Annotated in this window: 20 protein-coding genes and 1 tRNA gene; 15 read left to right on the plus strand and 6 right to left on the minus strand. The window is 33.3% G+C overall.

The window, feature by feature from the left end:
• The first annotated feature begins 44 nt into the window (after nt 1-44).
• A complete protein-coding gene (locus WP_RS05650) occupies nt 45-1370 on the plus strand; it encodes a phosphomannomutase/phosphoglucomutase (protein ID WP_029237536.1) in 1326 nt (441 codons plus the stop codon).
• 130 nt (nt 1371-1500) lie between these two features.
• On the opposite strand, the gene WP_RS05655 is transcribed toward WP_RS05650, so the two are convergent.
• The 3 genes from WP_RS05655 to WP_RS05665 are packed head-to-tail and all read right to left on the minus strand — an operon-like array spanning nt 1501 to nt 4516.
• On the minus strand, nt 1501-2088 hold the full coding sequence (locus WP_RS05655) for a CvpA family protein (protein ID WP_007302502.1): 588 nt from the start codon (nt 2086-2088) through the stop codon (nt 1501-1503).
• Between the two features lie 57 nt (nt 2089-2145).
• The gene (locus WP_RS05660) at nt 2146-2742 is read right to left on the minus strand and encodes a riboflavin synthase (protein ID WP_007302503.1); all 597 of its coding nucleotides are present in this window, start codon (nt 2740-2742) and stop codon (nt 2146-2148) included.
• Nucleotides 2743-2782: 40 nt separating this feature from the next.
• Complete coding sequence (locus tag WP_RS05665; RefSeq protein WP_007302504.1) at nt 2783-4516, minus strand: hypothetical protein; 1734 nt, start codon at nt 4514-4516, stop codon at nt 2783-2785.
• 681 nt (nt 4517-5197) lie between these two features.
• Here WP_RS05665 and pheS point away from each other — a divergent pair.
• The 13 genes from pheS to ruvC all read left to right on the plus strand — a co-directional run bounded on the left by pheS (nt 5198) and on the right by ruvC (nt 14430).
• Entirely contained in the window at nt 5198-6241 is a 1044-nt protein-coding gene (pheS, locus tag WP_RS05670) for a phenylalanine--tRNA ligase subunit alpha (RefSeq protein WP_007302505.1), read from the plus strand.
• The gene (locus tag WP_RS05675) at nt 6242-7468 is read left to right on the plus strand and encodes an NTP transferase domain-containing protein (protein ID WP_012481996.1); all 1227 of its coding nucleotides are present in this window, start codon (nt 6242-6244) and stop codon (nt 7466-7468) included.
• Between the two features lie 60 nt (nt 7469-7528).
• Nucleotides 7529-8089, plus strand: a complete 561-nt coding sequence (locus tag WP_RS05680) for a P44/Msp2 family outer membrane protein (protein WP_007302507.1) — start codon at nt 7529-7531, stop codon at nt 8087-8089.
• Between the two features lie 235 nt (nt 8090-8324).
• Nucleotides 8325-8795 (plus strand): P44/Msp2 family outer membrane protein, encoded by a 471-nt coding sequence (locus WP_RS05685; RefSeq protein ID WP_007302508.1) that lies wholly within the window; start codon nt 8325-8327, stop codon nt 8793-8795.
• A gap of 234 nt (nt 8796-9029) precedes the next feature.
• A complete protein-coding gene (locus WP_RS05690) occupies nt 9030-9491 on the plus strand; it encodes an outer membrane beta-barrel protein (RefSeq protein ID WP_007302509.1) in 462 nt (153 codons plus the stop codon).
• 218 nt (nt 9492-9709) lie between these two features.
• Nucleotides 9710-10012, plus strand: coding sequence for a 50S ribosomal protein L21 (gene rplU / locus WP_RS05695; protein ID WP_007302510.1), 303 nt, complete (start codon nt 9710-9712; stop codon nt 10010-10012).
• A 10-nt stretch (nt 10013-10022) separates the two neighbouring features.
• Nucleotides 10023-10292, plus strand: a complete 270-nt coding sequence (gene rpmA, locus WP_RS05700) for a 50S ribosomal protein L27 (protein ID WP_006012184.1) — start codon at nt 10023-10025, stop codon at nt 10290-10292.
• Between the two features lie 8 nt (nt 10293-10300).
• Nucleotides 10301-10377: transfer RNA gene (locus WP_RS05705), tRNA-Ile, on the plus strand.
• A gap of 39 nt (nt 10378-10416) precedes the next feature.
• A complete protein-coding gene (gene metK / locus WP_RS05710) occupies nt 10417-11583 on the plus strand; it encodes a methionine adenosyltransferase (RefSeq protein WP_007302511.1) in 1167 nt (388 codons plus the stop codon).
• A gap of 109 nt (nt 11584-11692) precedes the next feature.
• Complete coding sequence (locus WP_RS05715; protein WP_007302512.1) at nt 11693-12358, plus strand: TenA family protein; 666 nt, start codon at nt 11693-11695, stop codon at nt 12356-12358.
• Between the two features lie 39 nt (nt 12359-12397).
• Nucleotides 12398-13057 carry a TenA family protein gene (locus WP_RS05720; RefSeq protein ID WP_007302513.1) on the plus strand — a complete coding sequence of 220 codons (660 nt, stop codon included), beginning with the start codon at nt 12398-12400 and terminating at the stop codon, nt 13055-13057.
• Between the two features lie 47 nt (nt 13058-13104).
• Nucleotides 13105-13932: a cytochrome c oxidase subunit 3 gene (locus tag WP_RS05725; RefSeq protein ID WP_007302514.1), complete on the plus strand. Its 828-nt coding sequence runs from the start codon at nt 13105-13107 to the stop codon at nt 13930-13932.
• The gene (gene ruvC, locus WP_RS05730) at nt 13933-14430 is read left to right on the plus strand and encodes a crossover junction endodeoxyribonuclease RuvC (protein WP_012481999.1); all 498 of its coding nucleotides are present in this window, start codon (nt 13933-13935) and stop codon (nt 14428-14430) included. It begins immediately after the preceding gene.
• 185 nt (nt 14431-14615) lie between these two features.
• Here the strand turns inward: ruvC and WP_RS05735 are convergent, their stop codons facing one another.
• Complete coding sequence (locus WP_RS05735; protein ID WP_231834403.1) at nt 14616-15554, minus strand: ankyrin repeat domain-containing protein; 939 nt, start codon at nt 15552-15554, stop codon at nt 14616-14618.
• 136 nt (nt 15555-15690) lie between these two features.
• On the opposite strand from WP_RS05735, the gene WP_RS05740 reads away from it, so the two are divergent.
• Complete coding sequence (locus tag WP_RS05740; protein ID WP_007301954.1) at nt 15691-16563, plus strand: IS982-like element ISWpi16 family transposase; 873 nt, start codon at nt 15691-15693, stop codon at nt 16561-16563.
• Here the strand turns inward: WP_RS05740 and WP_RS05745 are convergent.
• Both WP_RS05745 and ruvX read right to left on the minus strand, forming a co-directional pair.
• Nucleotides 16553-16810, minus strand: a complete 258-nt coding sequence (locus WP_RS05745; protein WP_007302517.1) for a hypothetical protein — start codon at nt 16808-16810, stop codon at nt 16553-16555. The genes WP_RS05740 and WP_RS05745 overlap by 11 nt on opposite strands.
• A 166-nt stretch (nt 16811-16976) precedes the next feature.
• On the minus strand, nt 16977-17444 hold the full coding sequence (gene ruvX / locus WP_RS05750; RefSeq protein WP_012482000.1) for a Holliday junction resolvase RuvX: 468 nt from the start codon (nt 17442-17444) through the stop codon (nt 16977-16979).
• Nucleotides 17445-17496: the final 52 nt, after the last annotated feature.

The raw sequence follows: 17496 nt of genomic DNA on the forward strand, positions 1-17496 counted from the left end.
ATTTGGCGGGAATGTTATATATTAACCACTCCAAGAAGTGCAGTATGGACAATACTATTATAAGAAAATACGATATTAGAGGTGTGGTAGGCAGAGACCTGCAGATCAGTGATGGGTATGAAATAGGCAGAAAATTTGGTCAAACTGCAGCTAACGTTTGTGTAGGCTATGACAGCAGGATAGATTCACCAAGCATAGAAAAAGAATTAATCAGAGGCTTGATTTTATCCGGTGCGAATGTTATACGCGTTGGGCTCTGTTCTTCACCTATGCTCTACGCTGCAACAATGCAGGCAGATCTTGGGATTATGATCACTGCTTCTCATAATCCCAGAGAATATAACGGCTTTAAATTTTTCAGTAGTAAAAAAGTTTACTCAGATCAAGAAATGAAGGAAATTATAGGCAATACAATTAAAAACAGCACGAAAATTGGAAGCTTAATTAACACGAATATATATAGTGAGTACGTTAACATATTAAAAAATGCGCTCAAGAATAACGCTACACAAAAACTAAAAATAGCTTGGGATTTTGGCAATAGTCCAACAATTGTAAGGTATATTGAAAAAGTTTTACCAAGTCATATACACATCATAACCAATAACTCTATAGATGGGACGTTTCCACTGCATGACCCAGATCCCATAGAAGAAAAAAATCTTGCTCAGTTAATCAGTATTGTCAAGAAAGATAAATGTGATCTTGGTATTGCACTTGATGGTGATGGTGATAGGGTACGCTTGATTGATAATAAAGGTAATGTTGTTTCCAATGATCACTTGTTTATGATTTTTTCACGTGAAGTATTGGCGGAATACCCAAAAAGCAAAGTTATTGCCAACGTAAAAATGAGTATGAAAGTGCATGATTTCGTTAGCAAATTAGGAGGACAAATAATTACCTGTGCCACTGGACACTCACTAGTTAAGAAAAAGATGGTAGAAGAAGGGGCCAAGTTTGCCGGTGAACTGAGTGGGCATTTTTTCTTTTCTGAGCTGGGTTTTGATGATGGACTATATTCTGCTATTAAAGCCATTGACATTTTACTTAAGAAAAACCAAAGCCTATCTGAGGCGATTGAAGATTTACCAAAGTTATATATCACTCATGAAGTGAAAATTGTGGTGAAGGATGAGAAAAAATTTCAAATAATTGAATCAATCAAGGAGACACTAAAGCAGCAAAACATTGTATTTTCAGAGCTTGATGGAATTAAGGTAACTGATGATAAAGGTTGGTGGCTTCTTAGAGTATCAAATACGCAAAACTGCATAACAGCAAGATGTGAAGGAAATACCTTAGAAGATTTTGAACTCACTAAAAAAGTTTTGTTTTATTACATTGATGAACTAAAATTATACATTTAAATTTTTTTGATGATTTACTTATTCGTCAATGTTTGCAGTTTTGTTTGATTAGTAATAGGAATTGGTAACCTATGGCGCACTGCTGTGGATAATAGCTGTCTAGGCTAGTTTAGCTATAGAAAATCAACACTCACTTTTCTTTATTGTTTTGAGGTTTTTCTTGATCAACCATTTCCTCACCAATCTCTTTTATTTTTAGTATCAATGACTCTGGTACATACATGTTAATTACTTCTTCTGTTGTCACAAATAAAGCCTGATAAGAGTGTGAATTTATTATCCAATTGGGCAATATGTCTTCTGCGTCTATTTTAGACTCTCCCTCTTTTTTATCATATACTGTGTGGCAATATAAGTGCACAGCAAAAAATAGTACATAAGAAAGCAATATTCCTCTGAGTGCTCCGACAAAGATTCCAGTAACTCTATCCATTAATCCCAACCTTATAGGTGATAATATGTACATTAGCCAGTTATTCATTGTCATGAATGTAAGATTAAGTATAATAAATACAGAGATTGTAGAAAGTATGTTTTGTGTAACTTTAGAGTTAAAATACTTACTATAATTTATAATAAAAAAATCATAGTAACTAGCTGTCAAAAAGACTGATAAGAGCAAGAACATTAATGCACATAGCTCTTTTATAAAACCTCTAGTTATCGATATTATTACACACAAGACAATAATAAAGATAATTAGGCTATCGAAAAACATATTTTGTATCTATATGATTTTCAAGATATAATAGTTGTAAATAACAAAGTTGTAAAATTAATTGTATTGATATTTTATCAGCTGGTCTAAGTACCGGGCAATCATATCAACTTCTAAATTTAGGTAATTACCTGTTTTATTATGCTGAAAAGTTGTGTTTTTCCATGTATAGGGAATTATATTCACAGTGAATTCTTGATCGACAACTGAATTTACTGTAAGGGAAACTCCATCTAGCGTTACAGAACCTTTTTTTGTAATAAATTTAATTAATTCTTGTGGGCATGATAGTCTGATTTCATGAGATTCTAAATTTTGATTGATTGTTAAAATTTCTGTTGTGTCATCCACATGACCCTGAACCAAGTGGCCGTCAATTCTGTCACTCAGTTTCATTGCTTGTTCTAGGTTTATTTTTTTTCCTATTTTCCACATATTTAAGTTAGAAACCTTCATAGTTTCTTGAGATACTTGAACTGTGAATACATTGCTCATTATGTCGACAACAGTTAAACACACTCCGGAGCAGGATATTGAATCTCCTTTGTTTATAGAGGATAAATTTTGTGTCTCAATATGGAAGATTTGATCAGAGTTAGGGTGGATAGTGATATCAGTTATAGTGCCAATATCTTGGATAATTCCTTTAAACATGCAATAAAATAAATAATTATATCACAAAAGATCTTATTTGTTAGATGTGCAAAGGAAGATCTTTTTCACTTATCTGCTCAATAGATTCTACAGAATATTCAGAATATAGAAAGTAAGCCAGGTTCAAAACGCACAGTGTAATTAATATCGGTAACCCTATGTTTAATGTTAGACCGATACTTTTCCTTTTTTCTGTTGGCACCAATTCCTTTAAAATTGACACTTTTCCCAGCGGCAAGTGCCATAGCCAGAGTGCTGATATAGAAGCTGCTACTAAAAATAGACAAAGATAAGTCTCTTTCGAGGAAAATACAGTTTTTAATGGTGATTTGAGCCCAATATTAGTAGGCAATCGAGTTTTAGCTTCATTTGTTTTTGGTAAATGTTCTACAGCTTTGCTTGGCAAAATTTCATGAGAAATATTTCGAGGCTGTGGAGAAGATTGTATAGGAATGCCCGAAACTAATTTGAGCAATTGCACTGTTTTTCTATATACTTGCTTTTGTAAGTATTCTTTACCTAGAAGTGAGTTATTAGGAGGTTGTGGCCTTTTGAGTACCTCTAGCACTTCTGATATCTCATCTGATTCTAATACTTCATGTAATTGTTTATCTTGAAAGTAAACAATATTAAATATTAAGTTGAAAATATTGTGAAATGTCTCTGGGTCTTGATTTTTATATCCATTCATCACTTCAATAAATATTTCATCGAGTTTTTTTTCTCTACGCTCAATCTGGTTATCTATCATAGCTACTCTAGCATCATTTTGAGCTTGTTTTACGATAGATTGTTTTTCTTCTTCTGATAGTTCTTGAGCTTGCTTTTTTGACTTCTTTTTTCTGTTAGTTTTAAAATAATCTGTGTGCGACCTGGTTTGACCTATATCCCGCTCTGTTTCTTGAGGGACTAAATTTCCTATACTACCCTCTGTTATCCGAGTGGCTGACACTGGTTCTTTCTCTTCTTGGTCAAGTGCTGGAATAACACCAGGTGGCATATTGTTACTCTGTATAGAAAATTTGGGCAGTTGTGGGAAAAAGAATTGTGCCGTATTAAAAAAATTGAATGGCTGAAAAAGAGACCTAAACCAGGAAATATTTTCATGCATTGTAGCAACAATTACTGGTGCACGTGTAATTTGCTTTCTGTTACTTGCTATATTGTAGCCAAACGAACCTTGCACAATTTGTTTATCTTGCGTGTTTCTTTTTTCAATCACATTTTCGTTTTTATTTTCAGTTTCTTCTATTTGTAATGTATCTTGACTTTGCTCCTCACTTTTGGCTTTTTCTACATGTTTTAGCTGCTTATTCAAGAATATCTCGATTTGTTGCAAGCTATTGAGGTTGATGTTTTTAACGTTTGTTTGTAGCGTTATCGTTATGCCCTGCATGAGGATTTGAATTGGAGCATTATTTATGAATTCTTCTACAGTTTTATTAGCTTTATGGTAGTTATTATATAATTCTTCACTTTCTTTTGCTACTTTTATATTGGCTGTGAAGTTTTTCTCCTGAGAAAGGCTGGTTTCAAAAAAGTCAATCAAATGTTTTATTTGAGGTAATATTGTATTAGGGTTTACCTCTGTCAGTAGCTTGAGCTTAAATGAAAACTCTTGCGTATCACTTGTAATATTTTTTGAGCGAATGGTGCTAATCTCCAGCACTTCATTAGAAAATGCTTTACTTATTTCTTTAGATCTATCCTTAAAAAACTTAGGTAAACCCTCAATTTCGTATTTTTTCTTAGTTTCTATGTTACTACTATGCATGAGTAAATTTTTTAATGTAGAGTGAAATAAAAAACATAATTAGTCAATAAATTAATAATTATAGCACTCTTACATAATAGTAGCGTGTTGGATTCAATAAGAGCAGAAAAAGTTACTTTACAAATCTCATCAATCTTCTTATCATATCAATAAGAGTATTTATCCTTGTTTTTAATCTCTGCAGATTTAACAACAAAATTCAGTAAAAAACTCAGGTATATATTGGCAGATTACATAAAATTATAGCGGCTGCATGTCTTTTTTATTTTTTCTACATTCAGCCAAAATGCGCTTAAAATAAGCGTTAGCACATTATTACAATGCCGATTTACATTATTATAGGGTCAAAACTCACTACTGGGGGATTCTTTTGCCTTTTTTTCGCTTGGTGAATTTTTTAATATTCTGGATTAGTTAGTAGTCCTATAGAGATAGCACTTGATGCTGGAATTCAGGAATTTTTTGAGCACGAAAGTTATGCTAAGTTTTTATTGTTAAGTAAAGGCTGGATTCCAGTGTCGGAGCACTGGAATGACAGAAGAAGGAAACACTCGGATAGGGGCAATTTTAATGATACCATCATAGAGATCAGCTACTCTGATGATAACTTTTTATCCAAATAGTTTTATTGATGATATTAAAGATTGCACTATAATGAAAGTTTAAGCTAGCGTTTTTAAGGTGAATAAAGAGCTAATAAGTGAAATACCTTTACTTGAAGATAAGGCAGTTTCTGAGATTGAAAATGCTGCTTCTTTGAAGGATTTAGAAAAAGTTAGGTTGTCATACTTGGGGAGAAAGGGTGTAGTAAAAGCTTATTTCGATGACTTAAAGAATATAGATGATGCAGGAGAGAAACGCGACCTAGGTGCAGTGATTAATGTTTTACGCAATAAGATAGACCAGCTTATAACAAGCAAAGAAAATGAACTGAAAGATAAAGAAGTTAAGTTAAAACTGCAAAATGAAGCAGTTGATATCACACTGCCTGTCAGACCAGAAAGAATTGGCAAGATTCATCCACTCAGTAAAGTTATAAGTGAAGTGAAGCTCATTTTTGCGCATATGGGCTTTAAAGCAGTTGATGGTCCTGATATTGAAGATGAATTTCACGTATTTGATGCATTAAATACTCCAAGTCACCACCCTGCACGAGAGGAGCAAGATACCTTCTATTTAAGGAATAAAATAAATGATAAAAGAATGGTGCTGCGCACTCATACCTCATCTGTGCAGATTAGAACCATGGAAAAGACAAAAACTTTTCCAATTAAAATAGTGGCTGCAGGCAGGGTATACAGAAATGACTTTGATGCAACTCACACTCCTATGTTTCATCAGATAGAAGGACTTTATGTTAATGAAAATGTCAATATGGGCCAATTAAAATTTACTATTCATTGCTTCCTTAGTAAATTTTTCGGAGATAAGGGTCTAAGAATACGCTTTCGTAATAGTTTTTTCCCTTTTACTGAACCTTCTGCGGAAGTGGACATAAGCTATAAAGATAGTAAATGGATTGAAGTACTTGGATGTGGTATGGTGCATCCAAATGTCTTTAAAAATGTTGGAATAGACCATACTAAATACAGTGGCTTTGCATTTGGGATTGGTATAGAAAGGCTAGCAATGCTGAAATATCAAATTAGTGATCTAAGGAGCTTTTACGACAATAGAGTTAGTTGGCTCAACCATTATGGTTTTCATTTTTCGTCTTTAAGATAAGTGACAAATAAATCTTATACATTTGTTGTACTTGCTGCTGGGCATAGTGAACGAATGAATTCAAGCTTGCCTAAGGTTCTGCACAAAATAGGTAATTTCTCCATGCTTGAGCATGTCATTTACAATGCAAAGCAGCTGAATCCTGAAAAAATAGTTATTGTAGTCGATTTGCCTTTAACTCAAAGGCTGAAATGCTTTGAGGGTATAAAACTAATTACACAAGAGTCAACGCTCGGCACGGGAGATGCAGTCAAAATTGCAATGAGGAACCTGAAAGAATTGTCAGATATAGTTGTTGTGCAGTATGGGGATACTCCACTAATAAAAAGCAGCACAATAACTAAAATGATAAGCTGCTTAGGAGAGAGCAATGCTTTAGTTTGTCTTGGGTTTAAAACTAATAATAAAGGATACGGTAGACTAATTATTGAGAACGGTTCCCTAAGAGAAATCGTAGAAGCACAAAATGGTAGAAATAATGATTTTGCTAATGCCGGAATAATGGTTGCACGTGAAAAGAATCTACGTGAATTGGTGGAGAAAATAGAGTGTAATAACCAAGCTCATGAATATTACTTGACCGATATCGTTTCCATTGCAGTAAAGAGTAATTTAAATGTCGGCTATGTTATTGCTGATGAGGAGGAGGCAACTGGCATAAATAATAGGAATGACCTTGCAACGGCCGAGTTTTACTTTCAAGAAGAAAAAAGAAAGTTTTTCACTAACTCTGGAGTAACACTTGTTGCTCCAGAAACTGTTTTCTTCTCTCTTGATACGCAAATTGGTATGGATTCGATTGTTTACCCATACGTTTTTTTTGGTCCTGGAGTAAAAATAGGATCTGGTGTTAGGGTTGGTCCATTTGCCAAATGTGAAAATACAACAATAGGTGATGGTGCAATCATAGGTAATTTTGTTGAAACAAAAGCAAGTGATATAGGTATAAATACTAAGATAAAGCACTTAAGTTATATAGGAAATACTCAGGTAGGGCAGGGGAGTAACATAGGTGCAGGTACCGTTATTTGTAATTATGATGGGAAAAAGAAACATAAAACAAATATTGGAAGCAATTGTTTTATTGGTGCCAATAGCTCACTCATTGCACCGCTTAATGTTCATGATGACTCTCTAGTTGCAGCAGGTAGCGTTATAGTAGAGGATGTGCCAGAGAAAAGTCTTGCAATTGCAAGAGAAAGGCAAATAACTAAGAAAATAAAATAATTCCAATTTTTTTCTTGATGGTTATGCTTATATATGCATATGCTGAGATCTTAGATAAAAATGAAAAAATTATTTACCTTGTTGGTTTGTTGTTCTCTTTCAGTACCATCTTTTGGAGTTGATTGGATTAAAGATAGAATCTATACTTCTTTATCATATAGCCGACTTGGTGTTAATTATGACGTTGGTTTTCACTATACAGATAGCGTTAAAATTTCAGTTGGCTATGTAATCAAACCTATTATTAATTCTCTAATCAAACCTACTCTTGATGAAGAATTTGGAGCAGTGGTGGGGCTTATGGCAAAGCTTCATTATCATCATAAATTTGAAAATACGGGTATTACTCCTTATATTACTGCTGGTGTTGGTGCTGTTATAGTGCGTACAATGAAGGCTAAACCTAATGTAGGTAGAGCTGATAGTATAGGTGAAAACATAAGTGCTCTACTTGGAGAGGCTTTCAAAGCTGTAGTCAATGATGAATTTTTTTCTTATCAAATAGGTTCTGGTATTAATCTTCCACTTTCTGAAAGAACAAGTGTTTTTGCTGGCTACAAATTGCAAAGGTTTCATAAAATTTTCCATGGAATTGAGCTAGGAGTGAGTTTTAATTTATAAACTCTGATTGAATATTTTTAGTAAAGGCTAGTGGGAAATTATATTGAAGTGAAAGTAAGTGATGTAGACTCAAATGATGATTGCAGCAGATAGTGAAAGATATGCCAATTTGCAATTGCAAGAGAAAGACAAATAACAAAAAAAATAAAATAATTCCAATTTTTTACTTGCAATTTATACTATTTTTAATATTTATATGCTTGTATATGCATATATTAATCTTTGGAGGATAAAAATGAAAAAGTTACTTACTTTCTTGGCTTGCTGTTCTTTGTCAGCACCGTCTTTTGGAGTTGATTGGGTTAAAGATAGAACCTACACCTCTTCGTCGTATGGTATGCTTGGTATTAATTATGATCTTGGCTATCATTGTACAGATAGCATTAAAATTTCATTTGGTCCTGCAGTTAAACTTGTTATGAGTGAAGGGATTTTAGACGCGGGACTTATGACAAAGCTTCATTATCATTATAAATTTGAAAATACAGATATTACTCCTTATGTTACTTTTGGTGTAGGAGGAGTTGCTAAAATTCCTCTTTCAGAAAATCAAGGGCCAGACGTAGAAGAATTTTTTTCTTATCAAATAGGTTCTGGTATTAATCTTCCACTTTCTGAGAGAACAAGTGTTTTTGCTGGCTACAAGCTGCAGAAGTTTCATGAACTTTCGCATGGGGTTGAATTTGGAATGAGTTTTAATTTGTAAGCTCCGATTGAATGTTTTTAGTGAAGTCTGGTTTGAATTTTTGTTGAAAAAAAGCAAGTGATATAGGCTAAAATGATGATTGCGGTAGGTAACAAAATGTGACAAAGAGAAGTTTGGCAATTGCAAGAGAAAGGCAAGTAGCTAAGAAAGTGATTCCGATTTTATTATGTAAGTTATGTGATTTTTAACTTTTCTGTGAGTATATATGCGTATATTCATGGTTAGAGGGTGAAAATGAAAAAATTACTTACTTTGGTTATCTGCTGTTCTTTGTCAGCACCATCTTTTGGAGTTGATTGGATTAAAGATAGAATCTACACTTCCTTTTCAGGTGGGGTTGGTGCTAATGTTGATCTTGGCTATCATTATACAGATAGTGTTAAAATTTCGGTTGGTTCTGTAGTTAAACCTACTCTCAATAGTCAGTATAACCTTACTGGACTAGAGGTGGGACTTATGGCAAAGCTTCATTATCATCATCAATTTGAAAGTACGGATATTACTCCTTATATTACTTTTGGCACAGGAGGCATTATTGCAATGTCTCAAAAACAAGAAGGATTTTTTTCCTACCAGATAGGTGCTGGTATTAATCTTCCACTTTCTGAGAGAACGAATGTTTTCGCTGGCTATAAACTTCACAAGTTCAGTAATTTTTCTCATGGGTTTGAACTTGGAATGAGTTTTAATTTATAAGCTCCGATTGAATGTTTTTAGTGAAAGCTTGAGTTTTTATTAACGTCGTAAAGTTTTCATGAGACTAAGAGAATTTGAGAGTAGTCAAGTTTTAAAACTTGACTACTCTCCACGAGGAAAAGCAGATAAAGGTAGAAGTATTTCATGTTTTTATTTATATTGACAGTATGTGTAACATCATTTACGATTAGTGTTAATAACAATAATTGATATTTGTCATGTTTGCAGTAATCGAAACTGGTGGAAAGCAGTATTTAGTAAAAAAAGGCAGCATAATTAAAGTAGAAAGATTACAAGCTGAAGAAAAAGAGGAAGTGGAAATCAATAAAGTGATTTGTGTTTCAAACAATGGCTTATCTTGTTCATCTAATGCTGTTGTTAAAGCTGAAGTACTGGAGCAGTGTAGAGATAAAAAAATTATAATCTTTAAGAAAAAGAGAAGAAAAAATTACCGTAGGAAAAATGGTCATAGGCAGTATATTACTGTTCTTCGTATCAATGAAATTAGTCTTCAAAAGTAAGAGGTAAGATATGGCAACTAAAAAATCAGGTGGTAGTTCCTGTAATGGTAGAGATTCGGCAGGGCGTCGACTCGGGATAAAGAAGAATGGTGAGGTTATTCCAGGTAACATAATTGTACGTCAAAGAGGTACAAAATTTCATCCTGGAAAGAATGTTGGTATGGGTAAAGATCATACGATTTTTGCTAAAACGAAAGGCTGGGTGAGTTTTAGAAAATCAGCAAATAAAAAAACGTTTATTGATGTTGTGCCTACAGATGATATGCAAGCCTTGGCTTGAATAGATACGGGTCTGTAGCTCAGGTGGTTAGAGCGCACGCCTGATAAGCGTGAGGTCGGAGGTTCAACTCTTCCCAGACCCACCATTTAAATTTGCAATAGTTTTGATATCGTGTAACTAAACGATGGTTTTACATAAGAATTCAGTAACCAGTGAATCAGTAGCAGCCGGTCATCCAGACAAAGTAGCAGACCAGATTTCAGATGCAATACTTGACGAATACCTTTTTAATGACTCTTCCTCTCGTACTGCAATAGAGACTTTAGTTACTAAAGATAATGTTATTATAGCTGGGGAAGTATTTGGGCCGAACATTGAAAATAGCAAGATTGAAAGTATTGTACGGAATACAATAAAAGATATTGGTTATGAGCATGATGGTTTCCACTGGGAAACAGTGAAAGTAAATATATTACTACATGAACAATCAAATGACATTGCAATAGGTGTGGATCAAGGTGCTGGGGATCAGGGCATAATGTATGGCTATGCAACAATAGAGACAGAAAGCCTCATGCCAGCACCCATTTTTTATGCACACTCGATTCTGAGAAATATCATGAGTATGGTCAAAGAGGTAAAGCTTGGTCCGGATGCAAAATCGCAAATCACTTTGGCGTATGAGAATAACCTTCCAGTGCGTGCTGAAAGTATTGTTGTTTCAATACAGCATCTTGAGGATCTGAGTCAATCGAAAGTGAAGGAAATAATTTATCCTTACATAGCTTCATCTTTACCTAAAGGGTGGATGTGCCCTAAAGAAAATCTCTTAGTCAATCCAACAGGTAGATTTGTTATTGGTGGACCAGTTGGTGATTGTGGATTAACCGGACGAAAAATTATGGTTGATACTTATGGAGGCTATATTCCACACGGTGGAGGAGCGTTTTCTGGAAAAGATGCAACAAAAGTTGATAGATCCGCAGCTTATATGGCGAGATACCTTGCTAAAAATATTGTCTTTGCAGGTTTAGCTGAACGTTGTCTTGTGCAGCTTTCTTATGCAATTGGTGTCTCAAAACCTACTTCATTTTACATTGATACATTTGGCACGAATACAATAGATGAAGAGAGGATTAAAGGGTTTATTGAAGGTAACATAGATTTATCAACTAAAGGCATAATAAGACATTTATCACTTAATCGTCCTATATATAAACGTACAGCCTGCTATGGGCATTTTGGTAAAAAGTTAGAAAGTGATGGTGGATTTTCTTGGGAAGGTGTGGACTTATCTACTGATTTTTGTAAAGAATTTAATATAGAAGAAGAAAAGAGAGAATTTCTTTAAACTATTAAACTCTTTTATTTCTAGCTTGATACTGATATAATAACTTATTATAAATTGTAAGTAACTTTTTAGTAACCATACTAGTTTTAATATTTATGAGGCTTACAAGATGTCCAACAAACCAAAAGAAGAATTTTATGATATTGCTATAAAAGAATCATCTGATCTTATTGAAGAAATAAAAGAACATCCTTTCAATGTTGAATTGATAAACAATACGCTAGATTATGAAAAGTTCAAAATTTATCTTCAGCAGGATTTTTTATATTTAGTGGACTGTACTCGTGCTTTATTGATTATTGCAGCTAAAGTTGATGACATTGAAATAATGGGCAGTTTGGTTAATGTAGCAAGGGGAACATTTGCGGTTCGAAAGCAGTATACTGAATATTTTGAGACTTGTGATTTATCCGATAATCATAAAAAATCAAAATCTTGTTCTGCTTTTACTGATTTTTTTATGCGTGCTGCATATCATAATTCTGTTGCTGAAGCTTTAGCAGCGTCTTATCCTTGTTTTAATATATACCAAATTATTATAAATCATATGGTAGGAGAGGTTATGCCTAAAAAAGTTGAAGATCACAGATATCAAGGGTGGATTGATATCTATAATAACACAGTAATGAATGCTACGATTAATCAAGTTACTGACGTTGCAAATAATCTATATGCAAAGGCTGGTGATTGTGAGAGGAAAAAGATGCGTGAGTTTTTTAAGAGAGGTCTAGAGCTAGAAATAATGTTTTGGGATGAGATGTATTCTCTAGCATAATCTGTAGTATTAACACTAAATTATATTCTAGTTTATGTGATGTTTAGTGGTATAATTAAGAGTTATTATGGGTCAAATCTTTTAAAGGATATTATTGAGCATCCTTTCAATGTTGAATTAGCAAATAATACTTTAAACATAGAAAACTTCAAATTTTATATACAACAAGATGCATTCTTTTTAGCTGATTATGTTCGTACTGTTTTAATGACTGCATCAAAAATGGAGAGTTGTAATAACATTGTTCCATTGATTGGGGTGGCTAAAGGAGGAATAGAGATTATGAGAGTGTTATACGACCACTACTTTACTGTATACTCCATAAATCGTGGAGAAAAGTCGCTTGAATGTTTCAATTTTACTAACTTTCTTTTGTCTACTTCGTATAGCGACATTTATGAAGCTGTAACAGTTCTTTACTCTTGCCATTTTATATATAAAATTATTGTTGATAATATGAGAAATAAAATTAAAAAAAATAATAGATATAAGGATTGGTTTGATTTTTTTGGCGGTAGTTTGATGGAATCTGGATGTGTTGCTTTGGAAGATATTGTTGACGAGTATTGTAACAAAGCAAGGGAAAGTGAAAGAACCAGAATGCTTGAATTATTTAAAATAACTGCACAATTTGAGTTAGACTTTTGGAATAGCGCATATAATTTTTCAAAATTTGACCAAGATTTTAAGAAATATTGACAATTTTAAGCTAATTTGTATGCTTGATATGTATTTTTGAAGGTGATATGAAAAGTAAAGAACATGATTTTCATTTAGTGGACCCAAGTCCCTGGCCAATTGCTATATCAGCAGCAATTCTTGTTCTTGCACTTGGATTAGTTGGTACACTCCATAAACAAATTTCTGGAATATTTGGTTTAGTTTTGGGAATCTCTGCGGTATCAGGAGTGCTGTTTTATTGGTGGAGAGATGTAATAAGAGAAGCAATTTATGATAAATGCCATACTGCCATTGTAAAACATGGACTCAAGCTTGCAATGTACTTATTTATCCTCTCGGAAGTTGTGTTTTTTATAGCGTTCTTTTGTTCATTCTTTAAAGCCTGGCTTGATCCGGTTTTTTTATTTGAAGCGTTTTCTCCTACAAAAAAAGTTGAATGGCCCCCTGAAGGGATTTTACCACCGGATCCGTGGTCGTTACCATTTATGAATACACTAATATTATTACTTTCTGGTACAACGATTACTTCAGCACATCATTTTTTACTTGAAAATGATCAAAAGAGCATGATTAAAATGCTGTCTATAACTATATTGCTTGGGATGTTCTTTATAATAGTGCAAGCAATTGAGTATTATGAAGCAAGTTTTTCTCTACAAGAAGCGGGAGAGAAACTTATCTATACATCCAACTTTTACATGATTACTGGTTTTCATTGTGTACATGTTATAATAGGGATAATATTCTTGTCAGTATGTTTATTTAGAGCTCGAAAAAATCAGATTACACCTCAAGATCATTTATGTTTTGAGTTTGCTTCTTGGTATTGGCACTTTGTCGATCTAGTATGGATATTTTTATTTCTGTTTATTTATTGGTTAAGCCTTTATTAAGTGATTAAAATAATAGGCCTAGATCCAGGGATGAGTAAGACTGGTTGGGCCATTATTAGACTGGAAGAAAAGAATAATATTAAATTTTTGGGTGGCGGTACCATATCAACTGATGGTAAATTGGGTGTAGGTGAACGTCTACATATAATTTTTGAACAATTAAAGAAAGTAATTTTCCTATACTCTCCAAATGAAGCTGCTGTGGAAAAAATTTTTATTAATAAGAATCCAAAATCTTCGCTAACTTTAGGATATGCAAGAGCAATTGCAATTTTAATATTACGAATGACGGATTTACCCATGAATGAATATGATGCAAACTATATAAAAAAGAGCATTACTGGAAATGGTCATGCTGATAAGGGTCAGATTATATTTATGGTCAAGCAAATAGTTAAAAGCTCAAATATAAAATGTCACCATACTGCTGATGCTCTTGCTACAGCAATTTGTCATGCTTATACGAAAAATTTTTGTTTTATGGGAATTGGTAGTTAATTCAAATTTTAAACTTGTAAGGCGTGGATTTTTGAAATCTTGCATCTAATTATAAATACATATCAGTTATCAGATTTAGAATATAGCAGAAATTGCTGCAGCAATAATATAACTATCTTCTATCTATAATGAAGACAAGTAGTGAATCACTATTTGCGATTCACTTTTTATCTGTTTAAGCTTTACTATCTTTCTACGGAGTTTTTAGCTTCAATTTGTAAACTATTTATTTTCGTTGCTAAAGGTTTACCTATTGTGCTGGAATTTGTGGATGACTGTTCTTTCTCTCGTGACCTATTTTTGGACAGTATCTTTCTTATTTCTTGAATATTGCTCTCTCTTTCTTCTCGAGTCGGTAATGTTGCAGTATAAGACTGATCTTCACGCAGCTTTATATAAGAATGCTCTTTACCACCAAATTTATAATTTCCAGTCATATTTTGTATAATTATCTGGACCTTTTCATAACTATAACTAAGCAGATCATTAGGCTTGTTTCCGTAATAATCAACAGCGTTTAAATCAGCTCCTTTATCCAATAATTTTTGTATTAGCTCGGAAGAGTCGCCCCTCAGGCATGCTATATGTAAAGGTGTCATACCGTTACCGAGATGAATACAATTTATATCAAGATCTTCTCTTTCTAGTAATTTATTTATAATGTTTTTTTGTTGTAATGAGGGTTGAGGGCCTTTATGTTCAGTGTTGGCATGATTGTAGCCTTTGGCTATAGAAAGAAGAATAGGATTATTTCCATATCGTAGGTTATACTTATTAATGTTTTTGGTTTGATTAATGAGATATCCAATTCTTTTGCTGTTTGAATTTGATATATCCATCATAAGCTGAGTATTGTCACTTATAGCAGCTGTAATACTACCATCAGTAAAGCGAGGCATATCATATTTTTCTGGAGATAACAATTTAATATGGTTATTATCGAAATGAAAGCGACATATTACTAATCCAAGATCTCCGCCAGTTCTCTGAAATTTTTGATAACTTTGAGGAGATTCAAACTCTCTAAAAAGCTTAAGTTGCCCTTCCTCCTGTAAATAGCAAATCTCTGTGTACTTGCTAAGTTTTAGTTTATTCTGTGCAAGATATTTGAGGGTACGGGCCACAAGTTTCCCATTCTCTTCACAATAGTATATTCTGTACACATAACCTCAGTTATGGATTAGAAAATAGATAAAAGTATAACTAAGAAGAGGGAAACAGGGTAAACTCGAGTATTTTAGTAATAATAAGAGGTTACCCATGAAGAAAGATATTACAGAACTGTACTGTTGCGTCGAGGATTTTTGTCGTGCGGTAGATGATAATTTTGCAAATAGGTTCTTATCAAACGGCAAAAAACCAACCAGAGTACCAGAAATAGCGCACTCAGAAATTCTAACCATAATCCTGTTATACCATAAATCACCATGTAAAAACTTCAAGGCTTTTTATCTTTGTTATCTTCAGTTATTCTATAGATCAGAGTTTTCAAAGCTGCCTTCATATCACAGATTTATTGCCTTAAAGCCGCGAGTTTTGTGGTATTTAGCATTACTTTTGCAATGGTTCTGTGAACAAGCGAAAATGACCGGCACTTCCTACATCGACACCTCTACGATTGCCGTTTGCCACAAAAAAAGGATCTCTAGGAATAAAGTTTTTAATCATCTAGCAGAAATTAGTAAGAGTACGTATGGTTGGTTTTTTGGCTTCAAGTTGCACTTAGTGATTAACGAAATTGGTGAAATTCAAGCACTTACCCTAACCAAAGGTAACGTTGATGACAGAAAACCTTTACCAACTCTCACTAAAAGACTGACCGGACTTTTGTTTGGAGATAAGGGCTATATAAAGAAAGAGCTTTTTGAGAAACTCTTCGATAGAGGCCTAAAGTTAGTCACTAAAGTAAAAAAAGGTATGAAAAACGCACTAATTTCACTTAAAGAGAAGATTTTATTAAGGAAAAGGTCGATTATTGAGACTGTTTTTGATTCCTTGAAAAACAAATTTGAGATTGAGCATACAAGACATAGATCGCCAACAAATTTCCTAATTCATGTTTTTTCTGTTCTGATTTCCTACTCCATGCAGTCCAAAAAGCCTTCTATTTCTATGCCTTTCTTTATCGGCTAATCCATAACTGAGGTACATAGTACATTCCCTTGCTTACTAATTCACACGTATCATAGTAATCTTGGTAACCTTCTCTAACAATCTGATCAATTTTTTCTTTATGTGCACCAAATTCATGATTTTGCAACGAAAGATGTTTATACAATATTTCTTTAAACTTCTTTTCATCTAGCTTTGATGACGGTTCTGTAAAGTATTTTAATGAAGGTTGAGTATTTTTTATGAGCTGTTTCACGGTTTCATTCATAGTTATCTTCTCATTTACATGCTTAAATTATACCAATATTTTTAATATTGTCAATAATTAGATTAATTATCTCATTTATAATTATAATAACTTAATATATCTCTCTCTTGTTTAATAGTTAGTGTTGTGAATTAAGCTAAAAAAATGACAGAAACGGAACCAATAGCTATTTAATTGCATTTATCTTATCCAATGTTCGTTGCAGAATAATACATGCAGCAATTTTATCATCTATTTTTTTTGATTTTGTGATTGATATTCCAGTAATTTTTAGTGCGTGAGTTGCAAGAGATGTTGATAGACTTTCGTCTTGTAGGTATATGTGTACTTTGCATTTTTTTATTATTTTATTTGCAAACTGGATTATTACTTTGCACCATTCGGTCTCTTGTTCATCTATTGTGAATGGTAGTCCTATTACCATTGATCCAGCTTCATTTTCTTTAAGCACTCTATTTAGATAACCTAAATCTTTGCTCATATTTCTTCTATAATATATACTATGAGCTGTAGCTATAAGCTGTGTTTTATCACTAAATGCTATGCCTATTTGTTTTTCTCCCATATCAAGGCACATTATACGTTTATCTCTTGGAATAGACTTTAGAAATTCATCTGGATTTCTATGTAGCATCTATGAAAACATAACTTTTGTACAATTGTATTTTTGTGACAGTAAGTTATGT

The sequence above is a fragment of the Wolbachia endosymbiont of Culex quinquefasciatus Pel genome (genome assembly GCF_000073005.1).
In the GTDB taxonomy this organism is placed as follows: domain Bacteria; phylum Pseudomonadota; class Alphaproteobacteria; order Rickettsiales; family Anaplasmataceae; genus Wolbachia.

Coding starts and splice junctions, on each gene's coding strand:
- WP_RS05650 (WP_029237536.1), top strand. CDS start 45: ATGGACAATACTATTATAAGAAAATACGATATTAGAGGTGTGGTAGGC.
- WP_RS05655 (WP_007302502.1), bottom strand. CDS start 2,088: ATGTTTTTCGATAGCCTAATTATCTTTATTATTGTCTTGTGTGTAATA.
- WP_RS05660 (WP_007302503.1), bottom strand. CDS start 2,742: ATGTTTAAAGGAATTATCCAAGATATTGGCACTATAACTGATATCACT.
- WP_RS05665 (WP_007302504.1), bottom strand. CDS start 4,516: ATGCATAGTAGTAACATAGAAACTAAGAAAAAATACGAAATTGAGGGT.
- WP_RS05680 (WP_007302507.1), top strand. CDS start 7,529: ATGAAAAAATTATTTACCTTGTTGGTTTGTTGTTCTCTTTCAGTACCA.
- WP_RS05685 (WP_007302508.1), top strand. CDS start 8,325: ATGAAAAAGTTACTTACTTTCTTGGCTTGCTGTTCTTTGTCAGCACCG.
- WP_RS05690 (WP_007302509.1), top strand. CDS start 9,030: ATGAAAAAATTACTTACTTTGGTTATCTGCTGTTCTTTGTCAGCACCA.
- rplU (WP_007302510.1), top strand. CDS start 9,710: ATGTTTGCAGTAATCGAAACTGGTGGAAAGCAGTATTTAGTAAAAAAA.
- rpmA (WP_006012184.1), top strand. CDS start 10,023: ATGGCAACTAAAAAATCAGGTGGTAGTTCCTGTAATGGTAGAGATTCG.
- metK (WP_007302511.1), top strand. CDS start 10,417: ATGGTTTTACATAAGAATTCAGTAACCAGTGAATCAGTAGCAGCCGGT.
- WP_RS05715 (WP_007302512.1), top strand. CDS start 11,693: ATGTCCAACAAACCAAAAGAAGAATTTTATGATATTGCTATAAAAGAA.
- WP_RS05720 (WP_007302513.1), top strand. CDS start 12,398: ATGTTTAGTGGTATAATTAAGAGTTATTATGGGTCAAATCTTTTAAAG.
- WP_RS05725 (WP_007302514.1), top strand. CDS start 13,105: ATGAAAAGTAAAGAACATGATTTTCATTTAGTGGACCCAAGTCCCTGG.
- WP_RS05740 (WP_007301954.1), top strand. CDS start 15,691: ATGAAGAAAGATATTACAGAACTGTACTGTTGCGTCGAGGATTTTTGT.
- WP_RS05745 (WP_007302517.1), bottom strand. CDS start 16,810: ATGAATGAAACCGTGAAACAGCTCATAAAAAATACTCAACCTTCATTA.
- ruvX (WP_012482000.1), bottom strand. CDS start 17,444: ATGCTACATAGAAATCCAGATGAATTTCTAAAGTCTATTCCAAGAGAT.